Consider the following 24,571-nt stretch of genomic DNA (forward strand, 5'->3'; position numbering starts at 1 on the left):
TGACTATGCGGAGAGTTCGGTGCGGCCCTTACGACGGCGAGCACCGAGGATCGCACGGCCCGCACGGGTGCGCATGCGAAGGCGGAAGCCGTGCACCTTGGCGCGACGACGGTTGTTCGGCTGGAACGTACGCTTGCTCATTCTTCTTCTCCGGCTGTCGGCTCTCCTCGCCGCACAGTGAATGCAGCGCGGCGTCGGGAAAACTGGGTGCCCGATAAGGGCAGGGGTCAACTGATTAAAACTACGGCCTCGCGGCCTCGCGGTCAAACCGGACCCAGCTCAAAAGAGACATTATCGTCCGATCCTCAGGATCGCCTGAGCACCGACACGCCCGCGTCGTCGAATCCCTCGACCGGCATTTGTCGCGGGGCCTGTCATTGGATAGCGTTTGAGACCAGTTATCCCCAGCTTCGTGCGCGGAATCTCGGGCGACTCCCGATATCTGCCCACAGGAGGTGGATAACGTTGTGAATACTTCGCCTCGCGCCGCTTGCTCCGTCGATCGGGGGATCGATGAGCGGCAGACGATGCACCGGATTGATTGCGGGGAACGATGACAGAGCAGCCCATTTCAGATACTTGGGCCACGATCCTCGATCGACTGTCGAACGATGACGCGATCACTCCGATGCTGCAGGGATTCCTCAATCTCGTCGAGCCGAAGGGGATCGCTGCCGGCACGTTCTATCTCGAGGTGCCGAACGACTTCACCGCGAGCATGCTCAATCAGCGGATGCGGGTTTCCCTTCTCTCCGCGATGAGCGTCGTCGAGGCGCCGTCGGCGGTCACGTCGTTCTATGTCGTCGTCAACCCCGAGCTCGAGGAGTCACGCGCCGCCGAACCGCAGTCGATGCTCGCCGACGACCTGACCGATCCGGTCGAGATGCCCGCGTCACCGCAATCGGTCTTCGAGCATGCCGGCCCCGACCGGCCACGCGACTCTCGGCTCAACCCGAAGTACGCATTCGAGAGCTTCGTCATCGGCCAGTCCAACCGCTTCGCGCACGCCGCCGCGGTCGCCGTCGCCGAGGCACCGGCCAAGGCCTACAACCCGTTGTTCATCTACGGTGATTCCGGACTCGGCAAGACCCACCTCCTGCACGCCATCGGCCACTACGCGATGAGTCTCTATCCCGGCATCCGCGTGCGCTACGTGAGCTCCGAGGAGTTCACGAACGACTTCATCAACTCGATCGCCAACAACCGCGGGTCGCTCTTCCAGCAGCGCTACCGCAATATCGACATCCTGCTGATCGACGACATCCAGTTCCTCCAGGGCAAGGCCGAGACGCAAGAGGCGTTCTTCCACACGTTCAACACCCTGCACGACCACAACAAGCAGGTCGTCATCACGAGCGACGTTCCGCCCAAGCACCTCACGGGCTTCGAGGACCGCATGCGCAGTCGGTTCGAGTGGGGTCTCATCACCGACGTCCAGGCGCCCGACCTCGAGACGCGCATCGCGATCCTGCGCAAGAAGGCGCAGTCCGAGCGGCTCCAGGTGCCCGACGAGATCCTCGAGTACATGGCGTCGAAGGTCTCGAGCAACATCCGCGAGCTCGAGGGCACGCTCATCCGGGTCACGGCGTTCGCGAGCCTCAATCGCACGCCCGTCGACATGCCGCTCGTGCAGACGGTGTTGAAAGACCTCATCACGGATGACACCGACAACATCGTCGCGCCGGTCGACATCATCACCGCCACCGCCGACTACTTCAAGCTCACGGTCGACGACCTCTACGGTTCGAGCCGGTCGCAGGCCGTCGCGACGGCACGCCAGATCGCGATGTACCTGTGCCGTGAGCTCACGAGCCTGTCGTTGCCGAAGATCGGCCAGCTTTTCGGCAACCGTGATCACACGACGGTCATGTACGCCAACAAGAAGATCTCGGAGCTCATGAAAGAGCGCCGCTCGATCTACAACCAGGTCACCGAACTCACGGCGCGCATCAAGCAGGTCAGCCGCTACCGCTAGTCGCACCGCCGGCACACGACCTCCTCCAGCGCGCCTCGGGCGCGCCGTGAGCGCCTCTGCGAGGTCGTTCGAGGCGATTCCCACAGCTGTGGAGAACTTGTGGAATGTTAACGAGCAACCCGGCCAGAGCTGTTGAGACGGATGCCCCGCCTGTGCACAACTCGGCATGAGCCATGCCGCTCACTTGCGGCATCCGTCGATGAACCCACACACTGTGCACAGATCGGATGGCGCCCGATCGGCGTCGTTCTGCGGATCGCATGACACCATCCACAGTTTCCACAGCGGTTAACACTGTTAAGAGATAGATGTTTAACCGGGGGAGCCAAGAACCTCCACATTCCACATCGGGCGAGCAGGTGCGAGTCGGGCTCGAGAATGGCCGTCGCCTGGTGAGGCACTGCGGATAGCATGGGACGCACCCAGCGACCACCACGACGGGAGAACCGTGAAGTTCCAGGTCAATCGCGACGTCTTCAGTGAGGCCGTTTCCTTCGCCGTCAAGCTGCTGCCGCAGCGCACGACGCTGCCGATCCTCTCCGGAGTGCTCATCGAGGCGAACGACGGCGGACTCGTGCTTTCTTCCTTCGACTACGAGGTCTCCTCGCAGACCGAGATCCAGGCCGACGTGGAAGAGACCGGCACGGTGCTCGTCTCCGGTCGGCTCCTCGCCGAGATCGCCGGACGCCTCCCGAACGCTCCCGTGCGCATCGCGACCGAGGAGAGCCGCATCACGGTTTCGTGCGGCACCGCCACCTTCACGCTGCTCTCGATGCCGGTCGAGGAATATCCGAGCATCCCCGAGATCGGCGCCGAGTCGGGCGTCGTGCCGGCCGAGGAATTCGCAGCAGCCGTGGCCCAGGTCGCCGTCGCCGCTTCCCGCGATGACGTCACCCCCGTCATCACGGGCGTGCAGCTCGAGGTTCGCGAGAACAGTCTGAGCCTCGTCGCCACCGACCGCTACCGCGTCGCGGTGCGAGAGATCAACTGGGATGGTGGCACGGTCGCGAGCGTAGAGACCATGACTGCGCTCGTGCCGGCTCGCACCCTGCAGGAGGTCGGAAAGACCTTCGGGCACTCCGGCACGATCTCGGTCGCGATCACGAGCCGCGACGATCGCGAGCTCATCGCGTTCAGCGCCGACAAGAAGACCGTTACGTCGCTGCTCATCAAGGGCAACTTCCCGCCCGTGCGCCGGCTCTTCCCCGAGACGGTCGACAACTACGCGGTCATGAACACGGCTGAGCTCATCGAGGCCACGCGTCGTGTCGCGCTCGTGCTCGAGCGCGAGGCCGCGCTTCGATACAGCTTCAGCGCCGACGGTCTCACCCTCGAGGCGATCGGCAGCGAGCAGGCCCAGGCATCCGAGACGATCGACGCGATCCTGACCGGCGACGACACGGTCGTCTCGCTCAAGCCACAGTTCCTCCTCGACGGGCTCGGCGCCGTGCACTCCGAGTTCGTGCGCATCTCGTTCACGAAGACCGAGAACCCGAACAAACCCGGCCCCGTCCTCATCACGAGCCAGTCCTCGCGCGAGCAGGCCGGCCCCGACACCTACCGCTACCTCCTGCAGCCGAACCTCTTGCTGCGCTGACGCCGGGCACCGTCGGCGGCGGGCGGTAGCGTGGTGAAGCGCGATCCGGTGCGTCAGGGGGCATCCGGATGCCGCGGATGCCGCGTCGTCGAAGGGAGCCCAGCGTGCACGTCGCCCGTCTCTCCCTCACCGACTACCGCAACTACGAGCGGGCCGAGCTCGAGCTCGGCCCCGGAGCCACGGTGTTCGTCGGCCGCAACGGCCAGGGCAAGACGAACCTCGTCGAGGCGATCGGCTACCTCTCGACGCTCAGCTCGCACCGGGTCTCCGGCGATCAGGCGCTGATCCGCGCCGGGGCCAACGCCGCGATCGTGCGGGCGCTCCTGAGCCACGGCGATCGCGAGTTGCTCGTCGAACTGCAGCTGAACCGCCAGGGCGCGAACCGCGCCCAGCTCAACCGGTCGCCGGTGAAGACGCGCGAGTTGCCGCGCTACGCGCACAGCGTGCTCTTCGCTCCCGAAGACCTCGCGATCGTGCGCGGTGAACCCTCGGTGCGTCGGCGGATGCTCGACGAGCTGCTCGTGCAGCGCACACCACGACTCTCCGGCGTGATGGCCGACTACGAACGCGTGCTCAAGCAGCGCAATTCCCTCCTGAAGAGCGCGCGTGCCCGCGGCCTTTCGGCCGACAAGCTCCCAACCCTCGACATCTGGGACGAACGGCTCGTCGCGCTCGGCTCCGAACTCATCGACCAGCGTCTCGCCCTCGTCGCCGAGCTCGCCGATCCCCTCGCCGCGGCCTACCGCTCCATCGTCGATGCCGACCACGCCCCTGGGCTGCGCCCACTCCTGTCGATCGATGGCGCCGATCCCGACGACGAGCGCGGTGAAACGGATGCCGCTGCGGCATCCGCAGCTCGCGGCGATACCCGCACCCGATTCGTCGAGGCCCTCCGCGGCCTCCGGCCGAAGGAGCTCGAGCGGGGCGTCACGCTCGCCGGACCGCACCGCGACGACGTGGTGCTGTTGCTCAACGGCCTGCCCGCGAAGGGCTACGCGAGCCACGGCGAGTCGTGGTCGTTCGCGCTCGCGCTGCGCCTGGCATCCGCCGAACTGCTTCGCCGCGACTCGACGACGGGTGATCCCGTGCTCGTGCTCGACGACGTCTTCGCCGAACTCGACCGGCTTCGCCGCGAGCGGCTCGCCCTCGCGATCGCGGGCTTCGAGCAGGTGCTTGTGACCGCCGCGGTGCTCGAAGACGTGCCGGTGCCGCTCACGGCGCGTATCGTGCAGATCGACGCCGGAACAATCGTCGAATCCGGCGCTCCCGAAACGGGAATGGCGGCGGAGGTGGGCCATGACTGAGGCTTCTCGCGTGTACCAGCACTTCCGCGAGGTCTTCGGCGGCGAGTCGAGGCCGCGGTCGGCGCGGGCCCGCAACCGCGCGAAGGAGATCTCGGGCAGTGAGCCGTTCACACCCGGCCGGGACCCGAAGCCCCTCGGCGACGCGATCGCCGGCCTCACGAACCAGCTCGGCTGGAGCGGACCGATGTCGCAGCACGAAGTGCTCGCGTCGTGGGGCGAGATCGCCGGCGAGGAGACCGCGAAGCACTCGGAGCCGATCGCGATCGAAGGCGGTGTGCTGCAGGTGCGTTGCGAGTCCACCGCGTGGGCCACGCAATTGCGTCTGATGCGAACGCAACTGGTCACCGAGATCGTCGCCCGGTTCCCCGGCGCGGGTGTCGAGACGATCCGCTTCCAGGGGCCTGACGCCCCCACCTGGAAAAGGGGTCCCCAGATCGGTTCCAGGGCGTGGTCCACGCGATACCTACGGCTGATCGGACAAAATCGGTCGATCCGCTTGCTTCATCGCGGCAGATCGGCGCTTCCGGCCTCGGAGCGACTCTCCGTTTGATAAGATCGAGAGTCGCTAGAACGACGGTCAGGAGCCCGATTCACCCATGACAGCGGAACCGACGAAGCCCCAGACGCCGGCATACGGTGCTGATGAGATCCAGGTACTCGAGGGGCTCGAAGCGGTTCGCAAGCGGCCGGGTATGTATATCGGCTCGACGGGTCCCCGAGGCCTGCACCATCTCGTCTACGAGATCGTCGACAACTCCGTCGATGAGGCGCTTGCGGGCCATGCCACAACGATCGACGTGACGATCCTCCCCGACGGCGGCGTGCGCGTCATCGACGACGGCCGAGGCATCCCGGTCGACGTCCACAAGACCGAGGGTCGTTCCACGGTCGAGGTCGTGCTCACGGTGCTGCACGCCGGCGGCAAGTTCGGCGGCGGCGGATACGCGGTCTCCGGCGGGCTGCACGGCGTCGGTTCATCCGTCGTCAACGCCCTCTCCTCACGGCTCGATGTCGAGGTTCGGCGCCAGGGCTCCGTGTGGACCCAGTCCTACACCGTCGGCGTGCCCGACGCTCCGCTCATCGAGGCGGGCCCGAGCGACGAGACCGGCACGACCATCACGTTCTGGCCGAGCCCCGACATCTTCGAGACCGTCGAGTTCGACTACGAGACGCTCCGCGCCCGCTTCCAGCAGTACGCCTTCCTCAACAAGGGCCTGCGCATCACCCTCACCGACGAGCGCAGCGGCCACATCGAGATCGACCCCGACGACACGGCGGCGTCCGACACCGTGCCAGCCGGGCCTCGCACCAATTCCTATCTCTATGAGCGCGGTCTCGTCGACTACGTCGAATATCTGAACCGCTCGAAGAAGAACGACGTCGTGAACGAGGAGATCATCTCCTTCGAGACCGAAGACACCGATCGCAAGATCGCCCTCGAGGTCGCGATGCAATGGACCACGTCGTACACCGAGTCGGTGCACACCTACGCGAACACGATCAATACCCACGAGGGCGGCACGCACGAAGAGGGCTTCCGTGCGGCGCTCACGTCGCTCGTGAACAAGTACGCCCGCGAGAAGGGCATCATCAAGGAGAAGGACGACAACCTCTCCGGCGACGACGTGCGCGAGGGCCTCACGGCAGTGATCTCGGTGAAACTCGCCGAACCGCAGTTCGAGGGCCAGACGAAGACCAAGCTCGGCAACACCGAGGCGAAGTCGTTCGTGCAGAAGGTCACCGGCGACCAGCTCGGCGACTGGTTCGAGCGCAACCCCGGTCCGGCACGCGACATCATCCGCAAGGCGATTCAGGCGGCCACGGCTCGCATCGCGGCGCGCAAGGCGCGTGAGGCGACCCGGCGCAAGGGCCTCCTCGAGTCGGGCGGCATGCCCGGAAAGCTCAAGGACTGCTCGTCGAAAGACCCGTCGCTGTCCGAGATCTTCATCGTCGAGGGCGACTCCGCCGGCGGCTCCGCCGTGCAGGGCCGCAACCCCGAGACGCAGGCGATCCTCCCGCTCCGCGGCAAGATCCTCAACGTCGAGAAGGCTCGACTCGATCGCGCGCTCGCGAACAACGAGGTGCAGGCGATGATCACGGCGTTCGGCGCCGGCATCGGTGAAGACTTCAACACGGAGAAGGCCCGGTACCACAAGATCGTGCTCATGGCCGACGCCGACGTCGACGGCCAGCACATCACGACCCTCCTGCTCACGCTGCTGTTCCGCTACATGCGGCCGCTTATCGAGCTCGGATACGTCTACCTCGCCCAGCCGCCGCTCTACCGCCTGAAGTGGACCAACTCCGAGCACGAGTTCGTGTACTCCGACAAGGAGCGCGACGTGCTGCTCCAATCCGGCGTCGCCTCTGGCAAGCGCATCCCGAAAGACAACGGGATCCAGCGCTACAAGGGCCTCGGTGAGATGAACCACCAGGAGCTGTGGGAGACCACGATGAACCCCGAGTCCCGCACGCTCCTCCAGGTCACCATGGACGATGCGGCAGCCGCCGACGAGATCTTCACCACGCTGATGGGCGAAGACGTCGAGAGCCGCCGCAACTTCATCCAGAAGAACGCGAAGGACGTGCGTTTCCTTGACATCTGATGTTCTGAATCCCGGCGACGACGGGTACGACGGCCCCGGCGTGCACGGAAAGATCGACCAGGTCGACCTGCAGCTCGAGATGCAGCGTTCCTACCTCGACTACGCGATGAGCGTGATCGTGGGCCGGGCGCTGCCCGAGGTGCGCGACGGCCTCAAGCCCGTGCACCGCCGCGTCCTCTACGCCATGTACGACGGCGGCTACCGGCCCGACAAGTCCTTCTCGAAGTGCGCTCGCGTCGTGGGCGACGTGATGGGGCAGTACCACCCGCACGGCGACACCGCGATCTACGACGCGCTCGTGCGACTCGTGCAGCCGTGGAGCATGCGCTACCCGCTCGCGCTCGGCCAGGGCAACTTCGGTTCGCCCGGCAACGACGGCGCCGCCGCGCCTCGGTACACCGAGACGAAGATGGCCCCGCTCGCGCTCGAGATGGTTCGCGACATCGACGAAGACACCGTCGACTTCCAAGACAACTACGACGGGCACACGCAAGAGCCTGCCATCCTGCCGGCGCGCTTCCCGAACCTGCTCGTCAACGGCTCCGTCGGCATCGCCGTGGGCATGGCGACGAACATCCCGCCGCACAACCTGCGCGAAGTGGCATCCGGCGCCCAGTGGTACCTCGAGAACCCCGAAGCCACGCGTGAAGAGCTGCAGGAAGCGCTCATCCAGCGCATCAAGGGCCCCGACTTCCCCACGGGTGCGCAGATCCTCGGCGTCAAGGGCATCAACGACGCCTACCGCACGGGCCGCGGATCGATCACGATGCGCGCCGTCGTGAGCGTCGAAGAGCTGCAGGGCCGCACGTGCCTCGTGGTCACCGAGCTGCCCTACCAGGTGAACCCCGACAACCTCGCCATCAAGATCGCCGACCTCGTGAAAGACGGCAAGATGTCGGGCATCGCCGACATCCGCGATGAGACTTCGGGCCGCACCGGCCAGCGACTCGTGATCGTGCTGAAGCGCGACGCTGTGGCGAAGGTCGTGCTGAACAACCTGTACAAGCACACGCAGCTGCAGGAGAACTTCGGCGCGAACATGCTCGCGATCGTCGACGGCATCCCGCGCACCCTGTCGATCGACGGCTTCATCGCGCACTGGGTCGACCACCAGATCGACGTCATCGTGCGGCGCACGCAGTTCCGTCTTCGCAAGGCGGAGGAGCGCATGCACATCCTGCGCGGATACCTCAAGGCGCTCGACGCGCTCGATGAGGTCATCGCGCTCATCCGCCGCTCGCCGACCGTCGACGAAGCCCGCGACGGGCTCATGTCGTTGCTCCAGATCGACGACCTGCAGGCACGCGCCATCCTCGAGATGCAGTTGCGCCGCCTCGCGGCCCTCGAGCGCCAGAAGATCATCGATGAGGCCGACGCCCTCGCGACCGAGATCGCCGACTTCCAGGCGATCCTCGCGTCGCCCGAGCGCCAGCGCACGATCGTCTCCGAAGAGCTCGCCGAGATCGTCGCCAAGTACGGCGACGAGCGCCGCACGCACATCATGCCCGGCTACGACGGCGACATGTCGGTCGAAGACCTCATCCCCGAAGAGGAGATGGTCGTGACCGTCACTCGCGGCGGCTACGTCAAGCGCACGCGCAGCGACAACTACCGCTCGCAGCACCGCGGCGGCAAGGGCGTGAAGGGCGCGCAGCTGCGCGCCGACGACGTGGTCGAGCACTTCTTCGTCACCACGACGCACCACTGGCTCCTCTTCTTCACGAACAAGGGCCGCGTCTACCGTGCGAAGGCCTACGAGATCCAGGAGGGCGGCCGCGACGCCAAGGGCCAGCACCTCGCCAACCTCCTCGAGATGCAGCCCGACGAGCAGATCGCCGAGATCCTCGACATCCGCGACTACGCCGTCGCGCAGTACCTGGTACTCGCCACGCGCGACGGCCTCGTGAAGAAGACCGAGCTCACGGCCTACGACACGAACCGTTCGCGCGGCATCATCGCGATCAGCCTGCGTGAAGACGACGAACTCGTCTCGGCGATGCTCGCCGACGAACACGACGAGATCCTGCTCGTCTCGAAGAAGGGCATGTCGCTCCGCTTCGAGGCGACGGATGCCGCGCTCCGCCCGATGGGCCGGAGCACATCTGGCGTGAAGGGCATGAGCTTCCGCGGCGGAGACAGCCTGCTCGAGGCATCCGTCGTCGCCGGTTCGGATGGCGAATCCGAGGCGATCGAGTCCGCCGCCGGCGGCGAGGAGAGCAACGGCCAGAAGCTCAGCCCCTCCGACACCTACGTCTTCGTCGTCACCGAGGGCGGCTACGCCAAGAGCACCCGGGTCGAGGAGTACCGCAAGCAGCAACGCGGCGGCCTCGGCATCAAGGTCGCGAAGCTCAGTGAAGACCGCGGCGATCTTGCGGGCGCGCTCATCGCCTCTCGGAGCGACGAGGTGCTTGTGGTCCTTGCCAGCGGCAAGGTGGTACGCTCTGACGTCGCCGAGGTTCCAGCCAAGGGCCGGGACACGATGGGCGTCGTGTTCGCGAAGTTCGCTGAAGACGACCGCATCATCGCGATCGCGAAGAATTCCGAGCGCAACCTCGTGGAGGAGGCCGCCGAGACCGAGGCAGCCGAAACCGCGGAAGAGGAGTAATCGTCTATGAGTAGCGTCGCCGACAAGCTGGCCCGCAAGTCGAACCGGAAGACCCCTGCCAAGCAGGTGCGCCTCCGGCTCGTCTACATCGACTTCTGGTCGGCGGTGAAGCTCTCGTTCCTCGTCGCGGTCTGCCTCGCAGTGGTCAGCATCGTCGCGACGTTCCTCGTCCACACGGTGCTGAACTCGACGGGCATCTTCGAGCAGGTCAACTCGCTCGTGCAAGACGTCGCCGGGTCAAGTGGAGACCTCACGGCGGTGCTCTCTCTCGGCAACGTGATGGGCTTCGCGGTCGTCGCCTCGCTGCTCAACCTCGTGGTGATCACCGCGCTCGGAGCGATCCTCGCGGTGCTCTACAACCTGAGCGTCAAGATCACGGGTGGCATCCTCGTCGGGTTCACCAACAACTGATGAAGAGCGGCGAGGATTCGGAGAATCCCGCCGGGTCGGGTAGTCTTTCACTCGGCCAATTTCGGGGATATAGCTCAGGCGGTTAGAGCGCTTCGCTGATAACGAAGAGGTCCGAGGTTCAAGTCCTCGTATCCCCACTCAGATAATTCCAGAAAATAATTCTCGGATGCTCCGGCGTCCGGGTTCGGGGCCTTAGCTCAGTTGGTAGAGCGCCTGCTTTGCAAGCAGGATGTCAGGAGTTCGAATCTCCTAGGCTCCACAGTATTCATCAGCACGATAGGCACCGCGGTCGCCGCCAGTCGCGTGTCGTTCCTCCGCTAGGGACTCCCGTCGCTGCGCTGCTCCCCGCTAGACGCTGAACCAGCGGGCGACGAGTCCGCTGATGGCGTCGGCGTGCTCGGCGTATTCCGCTCCTGAAGCGAGGGTGATGACACCGCGGTCGGGAGCAGGCCAGACGATGAGGCCGGTGTCGTCGTCGAACGTGAAGCCGTCGGCGTCCACTCGCTTCACCCCGCGGTGCAGCACCACCCTCATGCGGCCGCGCGGATCCACCCCGAGCGTGACGCGATCGACGCCGTCGATTGCATAGTTCGGCGCCTTCCACTTCACGTTCTCGACCGCGTCCGCGGGCGCGATCTCGAGGATCCGCTCGCGCATCTGGGCCAGCTCCGAGGCGAGCGGATGCTCCAGACCGACGAGGAACTCGTCGACCTCGGTCGAGCGAACGGCGCCGTTCGTCCTATCGGTCACGCGGGCTCCTTGCGGCATCGGATGTCACGACCCTAGCGCCGACCGGCGCCGCTGCGCCATGCTCCCGCTACAGTGACGGGATGGACATCCGCATCGCCGCCTATGGAGTGATCATTCGTGACGAGCAGATCCTACTCTCGCACTGGAACGAGCACGGCCGGTCCGGATGGACGCTGCCGGGCGGCGGTGTGCAAGGGGCGGAGCACCCGATCGAGGCGGTGAAGCGCGAGATCCTCGAGGAGACCGGCTACGAGGCATCCGTCGATCGATTGCTCGGAATCGACACGATGGTCGTGCCCGCGTCGAAGCGACACACCGGTGCGTCGCCGCTCTATGCCATGCGGGTGGTCTACCGGGCGGAAGTCATCAGCGGCGAGCTTCGAAACGAGATCGGTGGCTCGAGCGACGAGGCGCGCTGGTTCGCGCTCGACGAGGTGCCTGGACTCCGGCGTGTGAGCCTGCTCGACATCGCGCTGCGACTGAACGCTGCAGAGCCCGCCGACGGAGTGCCGCCGGCCGCTCCGTAGCCGAGGCGGCATGGCCGAAGCCGGCCGCCGTTGTCGGGGTGTGCTGACGAAGGCACGCTGCGCGGCCGCGACGCCGACGCTCCGACCCGACAGGCCGAACCATCCGCGACGCAGCCGCGCAGTGTGCATGACGATCCCCCGCGGCCGGCGCCGTCGCGGCGGGCGACGACGTCGACCAGCGGGGGAATCGTGGTGTTGGCGCGCATGGCGTCAGATGAGCGGACGCGCGAGAAGCACGGCCCGGATGAACTCGTCGTCACGAAGCCGGTTCGCGACCTGCTCGTTGTGACGGCGCTCGTACATGGCGACGTGGGTGCGGTGCTCGTCATGACGTCGACCCCACGCGATCAACGCGAGACCGGCGCGCACGGCGATGCGCTCGCGCAGCTGGCGTGCCTGGACACGGATCACTATTGCCTGCTCCGATCGGGGCGGACTTGCGGTGAGAGAACTGGTATTCACTTCGTTTCCTTCTGGTGTGGGTGGTGGATGGTGCTGAATGCGCGTCGAGGCACAGGGGCCAGGCATGGCGCGGTGGTGGGCAGAGTGGGCGTTCGGATCGCGAGGCGCGCCGAATCGCAGCGCGCTGGGCGTCAGTCGCCGGGACGGGATGGCCGGGAAGCCGTGCGCGGCATCCGATTCACCGAAGTCGTTGCGGTGGCGACGCGATCGGTCGACGGATGCTGCGGCACGCGCCGCGGGTCACGCCCGAGGGGCGGAGGTGGCGATCACGCGCAAGGAGGCGTGTCGCCGGGGCTGAATCAGCCGGCCCGATACGTGAGGAGGACTCCCGTGTGGGCGGCAGAGGATGCTGGGACGAAGATGTGCTTCATCATTGGGATCAACTCCTCTCAGGGCTTCGGTCGTTCGTTACCGAATGCGACACTATCGGTGTTCTCACGTGGAGTGCAAGGTCGATTCTCAGATTCGTCGAGAATCGGGATCCAACGCGTTAACTGGTGAACGACCCCGCCTGTGGAGAGGCGAGGCCGTTCGTGAACCTACGGTACTCAGATGTCGGTTGCAGCACCAGTTGAGGGCTCGTCGTCGGCCACCCAGAGCTCGTCATCGGCCCGGAAGGTCTGCCAGACGGCATACGCGATTCCGGCGGCCGCGATGATGCCGGCGCCGATGGCGAGATAGGTGCCCGCTCCGGGGCCCTTCTTCTGGGGAACGAGCGAACGAGGCGCGATACGGGCCACGGCCCGGCGCACTCGGGCGTCGTTGGCGACGTCACCGATCGACATCACGGCGCCGAGAGCGTTGCCGATCGCGGGAACGACCTTGCGCTCGACGGCCTCGCCGGTGCTGCGCGCGACGTGGCGTGCCTGGTCGACTCCCGGACGAACATAACTCTCGTACCCCGTGCGCACACGCGGAACGACTTCTTCGCGTGTGATGTGGCCCAGTTGGCGGCTCGCCTCGCGAGCGACGGCGTTGGCGTGCTCGAGCACGTGCTGCTGGTCCCCCCAGAGTTCCTCCGCACTGCTCTGCAGCCGCTTGAGTTCCTTCCGGCGCTTGCGTGACAGGCTCATCTCGACCTCCATCGTTGTGCAGCGAACTCCTCCATCTTGCCACCGAAACGGCTGTACGCGAGGTGGGAGTGCGAATACCGCATGCCGGTTGACGAATCCGTGCGTGACAGAATAAGGGCATGCCCATTCCCACCGCTGTCGCGACCCTCAATACCAACCATGGCCCGATCAAGGTCGACCTCTACAGCCACCAGGCACCGAAGACGGTCAAGAACTTCGTCGGCCTCGCGATCGGCGAGATCGAGTGGACCCACCCCGCCACCGGCGAGAAGACCACCGACCCGCTGTACCGCGACGTCGTCTTCCACCGCATCATCCCCGGTTTCATGATCCAGGGCGGCGACCCGCTGGGCCAGGGCGTGGGCGGACCGGGCTACCAGTTCGACGACGAGATCAACGGCGAGCTCGACTTCACGGAGCCCTACGTGCTCGCGATGGCGAACGCCGGCCTCCAGGGCGGCCGCGGCACCAACGGCTCGCAGTTCTTCATCACCGTCGGCCCCACCACGTGGCTGCAGGGCAAGCACACCATCTTCGGCAAGGTGACGGATGCCGCCAGCCAGGCCGTGGTCGACAAGCTCGCCTCCGTGGCCACCGACGGCCGCGACCGGCCGCTCGAAGACGTCGTGCTCGAGAGCGTCACCATCGAGCAGGCCTGACACGGCAGTGAGTGAGGCCGGGCCCGAGCGTGCGAACACCTGCTACCGGCATCCGGATCGGCAGAGCTTTGTGCTGTGCCAGCGATGCGGGCGCACGATCTGCCACGAGTGCCAGACACCGGCACCGGTCGGAGTGATCTGCCCCGAGTGCATGCGTGAGCAGCGCGCCTCGGTGCCGCGCACGAAGCCGGTCGCGCTCACACGCTTTCGCTCTGTCGCCCGCGGCGGCGGGCCCATCGTCACGTACTCGATCATCGCCGTCACGTTCGCGGTCTTCCTCCTGCAGCTGGTTCCCGGCCTCGGCGTCACGAGCGAGCTGCTGTACGCGGGAGGCTACTCGGCCCCGGGCAGCTTCGAGCCGTGGCGCATGCTCACGACGATGCTGGTGCACTCCACCGGCCTCATCTTCCACGTGCTGCTCAACATGTACACGCTGTGGATCTTCGGCCAGTTGCTCGAGGGCATGCTCGGCCGCTCGCGATTCCTTGCGCTCTACCTGATCGCGGGCCTCGGCGGCTCGATCGGCGTGCTCTGGCTCAGCAGTCCGTTCGTGCCCGTCGTCGGGGCATCCGGCGCCATCTTCGGGCTCATGGGCGCATTCCTCGTGATCCAACGGCGGCTCGGAGGGCAGACGACCCAGCTTTTGGTGCTGCTCGGCATCAACCTCGTGATCGGATTCCTGCCCGGGCTGAACATCGCGTGGCAGGCGCACCTGGGCGGCTTCCTCGTCGGCGCGATCGTCGGCTGGATCTACATCGAGACGCGGAAGCGATCGCAACAGGCGCTGCAGGTGTGGCTGCTCGCCGCGCTCGTAGTGGTGCTCCTGCTGCTCAGCCTGCGGTACTTCATGCTGCCGATCGGCTACCTGCTGAGTTATCCACAGCTCTCTCCACAGCTGGGGAGAGTTACACGCATGTAGTTGTGGCCAGTTCGGGGGCCAATGGGTCTCCGGCCTGATCGTGAGCCTGTGGATAACTCGGTGGAAGGCACGGGGGAATGGACGAAAGAGGGCGGATGCCGCAGCACCCGCCCTCTTCGTCGTATGAGCTGGTCAGCGCCAGCGAGTGGTCATGAGGAAGCCGATGAAGGCGATGCCGAAGCCGACGAGGATGTTCCACGAGTTCAGGTCGGGGATGGGGAGCCGACCCTGGCTCACGTAGAAGACGATGATCCAGGCGAGCCCGAGCAGCATGAAGCCGAACATGACGGGCTTGAACCACACCGGGTTCGGCGCCTCTTCGCCGCTTGCCGGTTCTGCGCGCGCGGGCTTCGATGATTTCGTACGTGCCATGAGGGAGATTCTATCCGAGTGAACCGGCCCCACACAGCCGGGCTCTTCAGCGTGCGAGCTAGAATCGCGAGTATGTCCGATTCGGAGCCCGGGATGAGCGACGATCGGCGTGCCAGACGTCATGAGCGTCGCCGTCGCCCGGTGAGCATCGTCGGCATCCTCGGCGAGTTGCTCCTCACGGCCGGTGTGCTGATCCTGCTCTTCCTCGGCTGGCAGTTGTGGTGGAATGACGCGATCATGGCCGGTCAGCAGTCGAGCGCGGCATCCGACCTCAGCTCCGAATGGATCGAGGCCGATCGCGCCGCGCGCGGCAGTGAGGCGCCGCCCGAGCCGGCGGACTACGGCGACCCGGTCGTCGGCCCGGCAGAACGCGCCAGCGGCGAGGCATTCGCGATCATGTACGTGCCCCGGTTCGGTGAGGACTCGCAGCGGCGCGTGGCTGAAGGCATCGGGCTCGATGTGTTGAACAGCAACTACCTCGGTGTGGGCCACTACCCAGGCACGCAGATGCCCGGACAGGTGGGCAACTTCGCGATCGCCTCTCACCGCAGTGCGTACGGCGGCGGCATGCACGAGGTCGAGCAGCTCCAGCTCGGCGACGCGATCTACATCCAGACGCAAGACGGCTGGTACACCTACCGATTCCGTGATTTCGAGTACGTGGTCCCCGAGGCCGTCGATGTGCTCTCGCCGGTGCCGCACCGCCCCGAGCTGCAGCCGACCGATCGCATCATCACGCTCACGACCTGCAACCCCCTCTACTCAACCGACGAGCGCATCGTCGCCTACGGGGTGCTCGAGTCATGGCAGCCCATCTCCGCCGGCCCACCCGCCGAGATCGCCTCGATCGTCGCCACCTGGGAGTCCTGATATGTACGGTGCACTCTGGCGCGTGCTGCCCGGCCCCGTGTGGCTGCGCATCATCCTCGTGCTCATCCTCGCTGCGGCGGTGGTGTTCGCGCTCTTCACGTGGGTGTTCCCACTGGTCGACGCCTACCTGAATCCGATCGACGTCACGGTAGGGGAGCAATGACCCGCATTCTCGTACTCGACAACTACGACAGCTTCGTCTACACGCTGAACGGCTACCTGCAGGAGCTCGGCGCCGAGACCGAAGTGGTACGCAACGACGCGATCGAGGCATCCGACGTGCCTGCTCGCATCGCGCAGTACGACGCGGTGCTCATCTCGCCCGGGCCGGGGAAGCCTGCCGACGCCGGGGTGTCGATCCCGATCGTCGATGCCGCACTCGCGACCGGGCAGCCGATCCTCGGCGTGTGTCTCGGCCACCAGGCGATCGCCGAGGCGTTCGGGGCCGTCGTGACGAACGCCGAAGAGCTGATGCACGGCAAGACCTCGCGCATCACGCACGACGACAGCGCCTTCTACGACGGGGTGCCGCAGCCGTTCACGGCCACGAGATACCACTCGCTCGCCGTCGTCGACGGCACTGTGCCGAGCGAACTCATCGTGACGAGTCGCACACAAGGCGGGGTCATCATGGGGCTCCGGCACGAACGGGCGCCGATCTACGGCGTGCAGTTCCACCCCGAGTCGGTGCTCACCGAGGGCGGGTATCGCATGCTCGGCAACTGGCTCGCCGTGGCCGGCCTGCCGGAGGCTCGTGAGCGCGCCCTCCACTTGAACCCGCTCGTGCGGGTGAGCTGAGCGGTCGGGTCGCTGGCTCGCGGCGTCAGGGCGTGGGTGGTTTCGATACGCGTCGGGCTTCGCCCGGCGCTACTCGACCCCCGCGCGGGTCAACCTGCGCAGTAGGTGAGCTCGACGTCGGAATGCTGCGGCACGTCGCCGGGGGCGAGCGACTGCTGCGTTACCGGTGACCCGGTTTGCGACTTGCACGACGGGTCGGGCTTCGGCACGGGGTTCAGCTGCAGGTTCTCGGCGGAGAGGTAGGAGGATGCAGCGGCGAGCGTCTGCCCGGTGAGGTCGGAGAGCGTCACGAGGCCGCTCGAGAGCGTGAAGTCGACGGTGGACCCGGTCTCCACCGAGGTGCCCGGTTCTGGGCTGGTGCCCATCACCGTGTCGGCCGGCACGGATGGAGAGGTCTGCCGGGTTTCGGTGCCCGGAACGAGCCCGGCCGCTTCGAGGTCTGCCTTCGCTTGGTCGAGGGGCTTGTTCCTGACATCGGGAACCGTCACCGCCTCGCGCCCGGTCGATACGTAGATGCTCACGGCGACGCCGACGTTCACGATCTCGCCGGAGGCGGGGTTGGTGCGGATGACTTCGCCCGCGGGCACCTCGTCGTCGGTCTGGTCGATGCGCGTCGCCGGCAGGCCCAGCTCCTGCAGTTGCTCGGCGGCCTGTTCAAAGGTCATGCCGGTGAACACCGGGATCTCACGCGAGGTCGATGGTAGGTCGTCGGTGGGTTGCAGGTTGAACGCCCAGTACATGACGGCGACGACGATGACGACGACGGCGATGATGCCCGACCAGATCCAGATCGCTGGAGGGCGACGCTGGGTGCGCGTCATCGTCTCATCTTCGGTGAGTTGGCGCAGTGCGAGCTCGGAGGTCGAGAGCGAGCCGGTGGGTGCACCGAAGAGCAGGGTCGCCTGATTGGGTTCCCGATGAACGGGAACGCGACCGGATGCCGCGACGTCGACGTCGGCGCGGAACTCCGCGGCGGACTGGTACCGCTGAGCCCGGTCTTTCGAGAGGGCGTGCAGCACGACGGCATCGAGCGCGGGGGAGACCTTCGGGTTGATGACGCTCGGCTTCACCGGGCGTTCGCTGACGTGCTGGTAGGCGACTGCGACGGGGGTGTCGCCGCGGAACGGCGGACGGCCCGTGAGCATCTCGAAGAGCACGACGCCGGTCGAGTAGAGGTCGGTGCGCGCGTCGACGACCTCGCCCTTGGCCTGCTCGGGCGAGAAGTAGGAGGCGGTGCCGAGGATCGCCGTGGTCTGCGCGACGGTCGTCGACCCGTCGGAGACGGCACGGGCGATGCCGAAGTCCATGACCTTCACCTGGCCCGTGGTGGTGATCATGATGTTGCCGGGCTTGATGTCGCGGTGCACGACGCCGGCGCGGTGCGAGTACTCGAGCGCGGTGAGCACGCCGTCGATGACGCGCACTGCCGCGGCGGCCTCGAGCGGGCCGTCGTGGATGATCTCCTTGAGCAGTCGCCCCTCGACGAACTCCATGACGATGAACGGCAGCTGCACCTCTTGCCCGGCCGCGTCGACGACGGTCTCCTCGCCGGCGTCGAAGACCCGCACGATCGTGGGGTGCGCCATTCGGGCAGCGGACTGCGCCTCCTGTCGGAAGCGCATGCGGAACGCCGGATCGGTGGCGAGCTGCGGCTTCAGGAGCTTGATCGCGACCTGACGGCCGAGACGAGTGTCGGAACCGACGTGCACGTCGGACATGCCGCCGCGCCCGATGAGGGCACCGACGCGGTATCGCCCCGCGAGTATGCGTCCTTCATCGCTCACCGTGCAGTTCCGTCCCTTCTGCTCGTCATCTCGTCAGTGGTCGACTGCGCTCAGCCGTCGAGGTCGAGGCCGTCGATCGCGACACTGGTCGTCGGAGAGAACTCCGAACTCAGTTGGCCGCAGAAGTAGCGGTACGAGACGTCGAACGGCTGACTGCCTGCCGTGACGTTGACGGTGGTGCTGCCCGGCCCGACGACTCCACCGCCCTGGATCGCTGCGTCTCCGGTGACCTGCACTTCGTAGCCTGAGAGCGTCTGCCCGGCGGGGCAGCTCTGCGCACTCCACGACACCTTCACCGTGCCGCCGCTGTTCACCGAGTCTTTGTCGGTGGTGGGCGCGTCGGTCGGAGTCGACGGGGTGACGGGGTTGGCGTAGTACGTGATCGTCACCTGGTCGCCGATCGGCACCGGTCCGGTGGGGTTCACCTCGTAGACGCGGCCGGCGTCTTCGGGGGTCGTCGCCGCGTTGCCCTCGACGGCGTTCGCGACCATGCCCAGACCCTCGAGCTTGGCTCGCGCCTCATCGACGGTGAGACCGAGGTACTCCTCGCGCGTGATCTGCGCGGTGGTGGGTGCCGCGCTCGTGGGTGGAGCGGGCGGTGGCGTGGTGGGCGTGGGCGTGGGCGTTGGTGTCGTCCGACTTGTCGAGGTCGACGGTGTCGCGCCGCCTCCGCCGCCACCGTTCAGTGCGAATGCGATGATCGTGCCGATGAGCACGATCGCGAGGAGCGCGATGAGCACGATGAGCGGCCAGGTCCACGGGCTGCGCTTCTTCGTGGGCTCCTCGCCGTCGGCGGGGACGCCGAGACCAGCGGCACCGGCACCGGCGGCGCCAGCTGCGGCTGCAGACGGCAGCACGGTGGTCGCCGCCGTTGCGCCCTGGTTGGGCATGAGCATCGTGGCCGCGGTCATGCCGGCGCCGAGCACGGCGGGAACGGCTGCTGCCGCAGCCTGCACGTCGCCTCGCCGGAGCGCGGTCGCGGCACGAGCCAGGTGTGCGGCCGACTGCGGACGGTCGGCCGGGTTCTTCGCGATGCACGCGTAGACCAGATTGCGCACCGGTTCGGACACGGTGACGGGCAGGTCGGGCGGCGTCTCGTTGATCTGCGCCATCGCGATCGCCACTTGCGACTCCCCGGTGAAGGGGCGCCGGCCGGCGAGGGCCTCGTAGGCGACGATGCCGAGCGAGTAGATGTCGGTCGTCGGCGAGGCGGGGTGGCCGGAGGCCTGCTCGGGCGAGAGGTACTGCACGGTGCCCATGACCTGGCCCGTGGCGGTGAGCGGCACCTGGTCGGCGATGCGAGCGATGCCGAAGTCGGTGATCTTCACGCGCCCGTCGGGCGTGATGAGCAGGTTGCCGGGCTTGATGTCGCGGTGCACAAGACCGGCCGCGTGGGCAGCCTGCAGCGCCGCCGCCGTCTGGGCGACGATGTCGAGCACCTTGTCGGTCGAGAGCACGTGCTCTCGTTCGAGGACGGTCGAGAGCGCCTCGCCCGGCACGAGTTCCATGACGAGGTAGGCGCTGCCGTCTTCCTCGCCGTAGTCGAAGACGTTCGCGATGCCCTCGTGGTTCACGAGGGCGGCGTGCCGGGCCTCAGCGCGGAAGCGCTCGAGGAAACCGGGGTCGCCGAGGTACTCATCCTTCAGGATCTTGATCGCTACCTGACGGCCGATGACGAGGTCGGTGGCTTGCCACACCTCGCCCATCCCGCCGATCGCGATGCGGGATTGCAGCTCGTAGCGCCCTCCGAAGGTGAGCCCTGCGCTCGGTCTCATTTGTTCAGCACCGCCTCTAGTACCTGCTTTGCGACGGGTGCAGCAATGAGATTGCCATACCCCTCCTGACCAAGTCCCCCGCCATCTTCCACGAGCACCGTGATTGCATACTGAGGGTCGTCGGCGGGGGCAAAACCTGTGAACCAGAGAGTGTAGGGGTCACTCTCACCGTTCTCTGCTGTACCCGTCTTACCGGCCACGCTGACGTCGTCTATTCTTGCATTACTCGCGGCACCGTCTTCGACGCCGTTGACCATCATCTGCACCATGGTGTTCGCCGTCGACTCGCTGATCGCACGGCCGAATTCCGAGCCCTCGAACTCCTGCAACGGAGTGAAGTCGGGCGCGACGATGGCGTCGATGAGATTCGGGTTCATGACGATGCCTCCGTTCGCGATCGCCCCCGAAACCATGGCCATCTGCAAGGGTGTGGCGCGAACCTCGCCCTGACCGAACGCGCTGAGCCCGGTCTGGGGATCGTCGAGGGCACGGGGGTAGACGCTCGACTCCGTCAGGGTGGGGATCTCGAACTCACGGTTGAAGCCGAACTTCTCCGCCTGCTCTCGGATCGCGGTGTCGCCGAGCTCCATGCCGAGCTGCGCCATCGGGATGTTGCACGAGAGCCGCAGCGCGGTGGCGAGCGTGACCTCGGCGCCACCGCCGCACGTGCCACCACCGGAGTTGCGCACCACCGCGTCGCTGCCGGGCAGCGTGAGCGTTCCGGGGTTCGGGAAGGTGCTGTCGGGCGTGTACCGGCCGGATTCGAGGGCGGCCGCAGTGACCACGAGCTTGAACACCGAGCCGGGCGGGTTCATATCGCCGCCCGTCGCGCGATTGAAGAGCGGGTCGCCCGGGTCGGCGAGCAGCCCTTCGTAGGTGGCCTCCACCTGGTCTCCGCTGTGCACCGCGAGCGTATTGGGGTCGTACGTGGGTTTCGTGACCATGGCGAGGATGCGTCCGGTGCTCGGCTCGGTCACGATGACGGCGCCGGTGTAGTCGCCGAGCGCATCCCAGGCCGCCTGCTGCAGCACGGGGTCGATCGCGACCTCGACGGAGGCACCCATCGGATCCTGTCCGGAGATCAAGCGGTTGATGGAGTCGAAGAACTGGCTGCTCGATTGTCCGCTCAGGAAGTCGTTGAGCGAGCGCTCCAGCCCAGTCGCCTCGCCGTTCACCGGGATGAACCCGGTGATCGGGGCATAGAGCGGGCCGTTCGCGTAGACGCGCTGGAACTTGTAGTCGTCGTCGGAGGGCTGGGAATAGGCGATCGGATCGCCGCCGACGAGGATTGGGCCGCGCTCGACCGAGTAGCTGTCGTAGAGCGTGCGGGAATTGCGCGGGTCGGCCCCGAGGGACTCCGCCTGCGCGTACTGGATGATCGTCGAGGCGACGAGAAGGGTCAGGAACATGAGGAGAGCGAGTATCGAGACGCGCTTGAGCTCGCGATTCATCCGTCGATCACCAGCCTCGGGTGGTTGCGTACCGTGTCGGACAGTCGCAGCAGCAGCCCGACGATGATCCAGTTCGCGACGAGTGACGAACCGCCCGCCGCGAGGAACGGCGTCGTGAGTCCGGTGAGCGGGATGACGCGGGTGACGCCGCCCACGACGATGAACACCTGCAGGGCGACGACGAACGCGAGGCCCACGCCGAGCAGCTTGCCGAAGTCGTCTTGGCCGGCGAAGCCGATGCGGAAGCCTCGTGCCACGAAGAGCACGTAGAGGGCGAGGATCGCGAAGACGCCCGCGAGGCCCAGCTCCTCACCGAGGCTCGCGATGATGTAGTCGCTCTGCGGCACGGGGGTGATGTCGGGCCGGCCCTCGCCGAGGCCGCTGCCGATCAGTCCGCCGTGCGCGAGGCCGAAGAGCCCCTGCACGAGCTGGAAACTGCCGCCGTCGGCGTTGTAGACCTCGGGGTTGAACGCGTCGAGCCAGTTGCGGAATCGGCCGTTCACGTAGTCGAGCGTCTGGCTCGCGATGAGCGCGCCGCTCAAGAACAGCGTGAGCCCGAGCACGACCCACGACAACCGGCTGGTCGCGACGTAGAGCATCACGAGGAACAGGCCGAAGTAGAGGAGCGCGGTGCCGAGATCGCGCTGGAACACGATGACGGCCATCGACAGCGCCCACACCACGAGGAGCGGACCCAGGTCGCGAGCCCGCGGGAACCGCATGCCGAGCAGCTTGGTGCCCACCATCGAGAGGCTGTCGCGGTTGCGCACGAGGTACCCCGCGAAGAAGACCGCGAGGGCGATCTTCGCGATCTCGCCGGGCTGGAAGGTGGCGACGTCGCCGAAGCCGATCCACACGCGGGCGCCGCTCACCTGGCGGCCGAGTCCGGGCACGAGCGGCAGGAGCAGGAGCACGATCGCGACGAGCCCCGAGAGGTAGGTGTACCGGAAGAGCACCCGGTGGTTGCGGATGACGAGGATCGTGGCGATGCCGGCGATGATCGCGATGGCGCTCCATGCGATCTGCCGCACCGCGGCGCTCTCCCATCCGGTGTCGCCGAACGCGATGTCGATGCGGTAGATCATGGCGATGCCGAGGCCGTTGAGCACGGTCGCGATCGGCAGCAGGAACGGGTCGGCGTCGCGAGCGACGAACCGCATGCAGATGTGCAATCCGAACACGAGCGCCGAGAGGCCCGCGCCGAGCAGCACGAGCTGGGTGTCGACGCGGCCGAGCGCGCCGAGCTGCACGAGCACGATCGCTCCGGCGTTGATGATGCACGCGACGAGCAGGAGGCCCAGCTCGAGGTTGCGCAGCTTCTGGGGCAGCCGGATGCGTCGCACGCTCGCGGTCGGCGGGGCGGCCGACCGCGGGGCGCCCACGATGGGCCCGCTCTGGTCAGTCAAGGGAGTCCTCCAGTCGCTGCACGATACGGTACGCCTCGGAGAACGAGCCGGCGCTGATCGTCTGCTCGACGCGTTGCTGGTCGTAGGTGCGGAGGTCGGCGACGTCGAGGCCGGTCTCGGTGTGGAGCTCGTGCAGCGAGATGGGCCCGAGGTCCTGCTGGATGCCCTGGAAGATCGCGACCCGCCCGTTCGACTCGCCCACGTAGTAGCGGGTCTGGGTCCATTGGTAGCCGAGTGCGAAGGTCGTGAAGATCGCGCCGATGAGCAGCACGATCCAGAAGCCCCACATCCATCGGCGCCGGCGTCGGCGGCGGGCGTCTTCCTCGATGATCTCGTCGAAGTAATCGGCCGAGTCGGGCTCGAAGTGCGTCTCCTGCACGGGGTGCGGACGGAAGGGCGTGAGCCGGATGCCGCGGGCTCGCACCGGCTCGGGCGCGCCGAACGCGAGCGGCGCCGCCGCCGAGCCCACCACGAGCGGAGGGGTGGCGGGCGCGGGCGGCTCGCCGATGTCGATGACCACGACCGTGACGTTGTCGGGTGCGCCGCCGTCGAGCGAGGCCTTCACGAGCCGGTCGGCGACTTGCTTCGCGCCGGCCTCGGCCGACATCAGCTCGTGGATGTCGTCGAAGCTCACAACGCCCGAGAGCCCGTCGGAGCACAGCATCCACCGGTCGCCGGCGCGCGTGTCGAGCAGCATCGTGTCGATCTCGGGTGACGCTTCCACGTCGCCGAGCACGCGCATGAGCACGGAACGTCGAGGGTGCACCATCGCCTCCTCGGCGGTGATGCGGCCGGCGTCGACGAGGCGCTGCACAAAGGTGTGGTCGGTGGAGATCTGGCTGAGCTCGCCCGACCGCAGCAGATAGATGCGGGAGTCGCCGATGTGCGCGATCACCACGTGGTCGTCGTGCAGGAGCAGCGCGCTCACTGTGGTGCCCATGCCGGTGAGCTCGGAGTGCTCGGCGACGGTCTCGGCGAGCTGACGGTTCGCTGAGATCAGGGCGGACTGGAGTTCGGATGCGGCATCCGTGATGCCGTTGTAGTCGGCATCGGCCTCGGCGATGCGGCGGGTCGCAATGGCGCTCGCGACGTCGCCGCCGGCGTGGCCGCCCATGCCGTCGGCGACGAGGAACAACTGCCGGCCGGCATAGCCGGAATCTTGGTTGTTCGCGCGGATCCGCCCGACGTGCGAGACCGCAGCGCTCGCCTTGACAGTCGCCATCGGGG

23 protein-coding genes and 2 tRNA genes are annotated in these 24,571 nt (G+C 66.8%); 15 read left to right on the plus strand and 10 right to left on the minus strand.

All coding sequences use genetic code 11. From position 1 onward, the window contains the following. Positions 1-3 precede the first annotated feature (3 nt). Positions 4-141, minus strand: coding sequence for a 50S ribosomal protein L34 (gene rpmH / locus QFZ29_RS18020; RefSeq protein ID WP_010204566.1), 138 nt, complete (start codon positions 139-141; stop codon positions 4-6). A gap of 412 nt (positions 142-553) precedes the next feature. Here rpmH and dnaA point away from each other — a divergent pair, with 412 nt between their 5' ends. The 9 genes from dnaA (at position 554) to QFZ29_RS18065 (ending at position 10,757) form a co-directional block, all read left to right on the plus strand. Continuing rightward, complete coding sequence (dnaA, locus tag QFZ29_RS18025; RefSeq protein WP_129520381.1) at positions 554-1,975, plus strand: chromosomal replication initiator protein DnaA; 1,422 nt, start codon at positions 554-556, stop codon at positions 1,973-1,975. A 448-nt stretch (positions 1,976-2,423) separates the two neighbouring features. Continuing rightward, complete coding sequence (dnaN, locus tag QFZ29_RS18030; RefSeq protein WP_306895745.1) at positions 2,424-3,572, plus strand: DNA polymerase III subunit beta; 1,149 nt, start codon at positions 2,424-2,426, stop codon at positions 3,570-3,572. A gap of 104 nt (positions 3,573-3,676) precedes the next feature. Continuing rightward, positions 3,677-4,876, plus strand: coding sequence for a DNA replication/repair protein RecF (recF, locus tag QFZ29_RS18035; RefSeq protein ID WP_306895746.1), 1,200 nt, complete (start codon positions 3,677-3,679; stop codon positions 4,874-4,876). After that, positions 4,869-5,426, plus strand: a complete 558-nt coding sequence (locus QFZ29_RS18040) for a DUF721 domain-containing protein (RefSeq protein ID WP_306895748.1) — start codon at positions 4,869-4,871, stop codon at positions 5,424-5,426. Before recF ends, QFZ29_RS18040 begins: the two co-directional genes overlap by 8 nt. A gap of 46 nt (positions 5,427-5,472) precedes the next feature. Next, positions 5,473-7,482 (plus strand): DNA topoisomerase (ATP-hydrolyzing) subunit B, encoded by a 2,010-nt coding sequence (gyrB, locus tag QFZ29_RS18045; RefSeq protein WP_129520377.1) that lies wholly within the window; start codon positions 5,473-5,475, stop codon positions 7,480-7,482. 79 nt (positions 7,483-7,561) lie between these two features. After that, on the plus strand, positions 7,562-10,087 hold the full coding sequence (gene gyrA / locus QFZ29_RS18050) for a DNA gyrase subunit A (protein WP_373426277.1): 2,526 nt from the start codon (positions 7,562-7,564) through the stop codon (positions 10,085-10,087). A gap of 6 nt (positions 10,088-10,093) precedes the next feature. Continuing rightward, positions 10,094-10,498: a DUF3566 domain-containing protein gene (locus QFZ29_RS18055; protein WP_129520375.1), complete on the plus strand. Its 405-nt coding sequence runs from the start codon at positions 10,094-10,096 to the stop codon at positions 10,496-10,498. Positions 10,499-10,561: 63 nt separating this feature from the next. Next, positions 10,562-10,635, plus strand: a tRNA-Ile gene (locus tag QFZ29_RS18060). A gap of 49 nt (positions 10,636-10,684) precedes the next feature. Further along, positions 10,685-10,757 (plus strand) — tRNA-Ala (locus tag QFZ29_RS18065). A gap of 89 nt (positions 10,758-10,846) precedes the next feature. On the opposite strand, the gene QFZ29_RS18070 is transcribed toward QFZ29_RS18065, so the two are convergent. Continuing rightward, a complete protein-coding gene (locus QFZ29_RS18070) occupies positions 10,847-11,248 on the minus strand; it encodes a DUF1801 domain-containing protein (protein ID WP_306895754.1) in 402 nt (133 codons plus the stop codon). Positions 11,249-11,328: 80 nt separating this feature from the next. Between QFZ29_RS18070 and QFZ29_RS18075 the strand changes: the two genes are divergently transcribed. After that, a complete protein-coding gene (locus QFZ29_RS18075; protein ID WP_306895756.1) occupies positions 11,329-11,775 on the plus strand; it encodes an NUDIX hydrolase in 447 nt (148 codons plus the stop codon). 210 nt (positions 11,776-11,985) lie between these two features. Here the strand turns inward: QFZ29_RS18075 and QFZ29_RS18080 are convergent, their stop codons facing one another. Beyond that, on the minus strand, positions 11,986-12,186 hold the full coding sequence (locus QFZ29_RS18080) for a hypothetical protein (RefSeq protein WP_306895758.1): 201 nt from the start codon (positions 12,184-12,186) through the stop codon (positions 11,986-11,988). 599 nt (positions 12,187-12,785) lie between these two features. Continuing rightward, positions 12,786-13,310 (minus strand): hypothetical protein, encoded by a 525-nt coding sequence (locus QFZ29_RS18085; RefSeq protein ID WP_306895760.1) that lies wholly within the window; start codon positions 13,308-13,310, stop codon positions 12,786-12,788. A gap of 119 nt (positions 13,311-13,429) precedes the next feature. Here QFZ29_RS18085 and QFZ29_RS18090 point away from each other — a divergent pair, with 119 nt between their 5' ends. Together QFZ29_RS18090 and QFZ29_RS18095 are read left to right on the plus strand one after the other, a co-directional pair. Further along, on the plus strand, positions 13,430-13,969 hold the full coding sequence (locus tag QFZ29_RS18090; protein WP_306895761.1) for a peptidylprolyl isomerase: 540 nt from the start codon (positions 13,430-13,432) through the stop codon (positions 13,967-13,969). 151 nt (positions 13,970-14,120) lie between these two features. Continuing rightward, positions 14,121-14,888, plus strand: a complete 768-nt coding sequence (locus tag QFZ29_RS18095) for a rhomboid family intramembrane serine protease (RefSeq protein WP_306895763.1) — start codon at positions 14,121-14,123, stop codon at positions 14,886-14,888. A gap of 132 nt (positions 14,889-15,020) precedes the next feature. Here QFZ29_RS18095 and QFZ29_RS18100 read toward each other — a convergent pair whose 3' ends face one another. Continuing rightward, on the minus strand, positions 15,021-15,260 hold the full coding sequence (locus tag QFZ29_RS18100; protein ID WP_129520370.1) for a cell division protein CrgA: 240 nt from the start codon (positions 15,258-15,260) through the stop codon (positions 15,021-15,023). Positions 15,261-15,332: 72 nt separating this feature from the next. Here QFZ29_RS18100 and QFZ29_RS18105 point away from each other — a divergent pair, with 72 nt between their 5' ends. The 3 genes from QFZ29_RS18105 to QFZ29_RS18115 are packed head-to-tail and all read left to right on the plus strand — an operon-like array spanning position 15,333 to position 16,928. Then, positions 15,333-16,130, plus strand: coding sequence for a class E sortase (locus tag QFZ29_RS18105; RefSeq protein ID WP_306895765.1), 798 nt, complete (start codon positions 15,333-15,335; stop codon positions 16,128-16,130). A gap of 1 nt (position 16,131) precedes the next feature. Next, positions 16,132-16,293, plus strand: a complete 162-nt coding sequence (locus QFZ29_RS18110; protein ID WP_306895767.1) for a hypothetical protein — start codon at positions 16,132-16,134, stop codon at positions 16,291-16,293. After that, on the plus strand, positions 16,290-16,928 hold the full coding sequence (locus QFZ29_RS18115) for an anthranilate synthase component II (protein WP_306895769.1): 639 nt from the start codon (positions 16,290-16,292) through the stop codon (positions 16,926-16,928). Before QFZ29_RS18110 ends, QFZ29_RS18115 begins: the two co-directional genes overlap by 4 nt. Before the next feature lie 89 nt (positions 16,929-17,017). Here QFZ29_RS18115 and pknB read toward each other — a convergent pair whose 3' ends face one another. From pknB to QFZ29_RS18140, 5 genes are read right to left on the minus strand one after another with little or no spacing between them, the layout of a single operon-like run. Then, entirely contained in the window at positions 17,018-18,712 is a 1,695-nt protein-coding gene (gene pknB, locus QFZ29_RS18120; protein WP_306895771.1) for a Stk1 family PASTA domain-containing Ser/Thr kinase, read from the minus strand. A gap of 50 nt (positions 18,713-18,762) precedes the next feature. Beyond that, positions 18,763-20,487 (minus strand): protein kinase domain-containing protein, encoded by a 1,725-nt coding sequence (locus tag QFZ29_RS18125; RefSeq protein WP_306895773.1) that lies wholly within the window; start codon positions 20,485-20,487, stop codon positions 18,763-18,765. Beyond that, positions 20,484-21,938, minus strand: a complete 1,455-nt coding sequence (locus tag QFZ29_RS18130; RefSeq protein WP_306895775.1) for a peptidoglycan D,D-transpeptidase FtsI family protein — start codon at positions 21,936-21,938, stop codon at positions 20,484-20,486. The genes QFZ29_RS18125 and QFZ29_RS18130 overlap by 4 nt, the downstream gene beginning before the upstream one ends. Then, positions 21,935-23,344 carry an FtsW/RodA/SpoVE family cell cycle protein gene (locus QFZ29_RS18135; RefSeq protein ID WP_373426239.1) on the minus strand — a complete coding sequence of 470 codons (1,410 nt, stop codon included), beginning with the start codon at positions 23,342-23,344 and terminating at the stop codon, positions 21,935-21,937. The genes QFZ29_RS18130 and QFZ29_RS18135 overlap by 4 nt, the downstream gene beginning before the upstream one ends. Next, the gene (locus QFZ29_RS18140; RefSeq protein WP_306895776.1) at positions 23,337-24,566 is read right to left on the minus strand and encodes a PP2C family protein-serine/threonine phosphatase; all 1,230 of its coding nucleotides are present in this window, start codon (positions 24,564-24,566) and stop codon (positions 23,337-23,339) included. The genes QFZ29_RS18135 and QFZ29_RS18140 overlap by 8 nt, the downstream gene beginning before the upstream one ends. Positions 24,567-24,571 lie beyond the last annotated feature (5 nt).

Origin of the sequence: Agromyces albus, from assembly GCF_030815405.1 — a bacterium.
Classification (GTDB): domain Bacteria; phylum Actinomycetota; class Actinomycetes; order Actinomycetales; family Microbacteriaceae; genus Agromyces; species Agromyces albus_A.

Coding starts and splice junctions, on each gene's coding strand:
- rpmH (WP_010204566.1), bottom strand. CDS start 141: ATGAGCAAGCGTACGTTCCAGCCGAACAACCGTCGTCGCGCCAAGGTG.
- QFZ29_RS18090 (WP_306895761.1), top strand. CDS start 13,430: ATGCCCATTCCCACCGCTGTCGCGACCCTCAATACCAACCATGGCCCG.
- QFZ29_RS18110 (WP_306895767.1), top strand. CDS start 16,132: ATGTACGGTGCACTCTGGCGCGTGCTGCCCGGCCCCGTGTGGCTGCGC.
- QFZ29_RS18055 (WP_129520375.1), top strand. CDS start 10,094: ATGAGTAGCGTCGCCGACAAGCTGGCCCGCAAGTCGAACCGGAAGACC.
- QFZ29_RS18140 (WP_306895776.1), bottom strand. CDS start 24,566: ATGGCGACTGTCAAGGCGAGCGCTGCGGTCTCGCACGTCGGGCGGATC.
- QFZ29_RS18085 (WP_306895760.1), bottom strand. CDS start 13,310: ATGAGCCTGTCACGCAAGCGCCGGAAGGAACTCAAGCGGCTGCAGAGC.
- gyrA (WP_373426277.1), top strand. CDS start 7,562: ATGCAGCGTTCCTACCTCGACTACGCGATGAGCGTGATCGTGGGCCGG.
- QFZ29_RS18105 (WP_306895765.1), top strand. CDS start 15,333: ATGTCCGATTCGGAGCCCGGGATGAGCGACGATCGGCGTGCCAGACGT.
- QFZ29_RS18095 (WP_306895763.1), top strand. CDS start 14,121: ATGCGTGAGCAGCGCGCCTCGGTGCCGCGCACGAAGCCGGTCGCGCTC.
- QFZ29_RS18125 (WP_306895773.1), bottom strand. CDS start 20,487: ATGAGACCGAGCGCAGGGCTCACCTTCGGAGGGCGCTACGAGCTGCAA.
- QFZ29_RS18115 (WP_306895769.1), top strand. CDS start 16,290: ATGACCCGCATTCTCGTACTCGACAACTACGACAGCTTCGTCTACACG.
- QFZ29_RS18075 (WP_306895756.1), top strand. CDS start 11,329: ATGGACATCCGCATCGCCGCCTATGGAGTGATCATTCGTGACGAGCAG.
- gyrB (WP_129520377.1), top strand. CDS start 5,473: ATGACAGCGGAACCGACGAAGCCCCAGACGCCGGCATACGGTGCTGAT.
- QFZ29_RS18100 (WP_129520370.1), bottom strand. CDS start 15,260: ATGGCACGTACGAAATCATCGAAGCCCGCGCGCGCAGAACCGGCAAGC.
- QFZ29_RS18130 (WP_306895775.1), bottom strand. CDS start 21,938: ATGAATCGCGAGCTCAAGCGCGTCTCGATACTCGCTCTCCTCATGTTC.
- dnaA (WP_129520381.1), top strand. CDS start 554: ATGACAGAGCAGCCCATTTCAGATACTTGGGCCACGATCCTCGATCGA.
- QFZ29_RS18040 (WP_306895748.1), top strand. CDS start 4,869: ATGACTGAGGCTTCTCGCGTGTACCAGCACTTCCGCGAGGTCTTCGGC.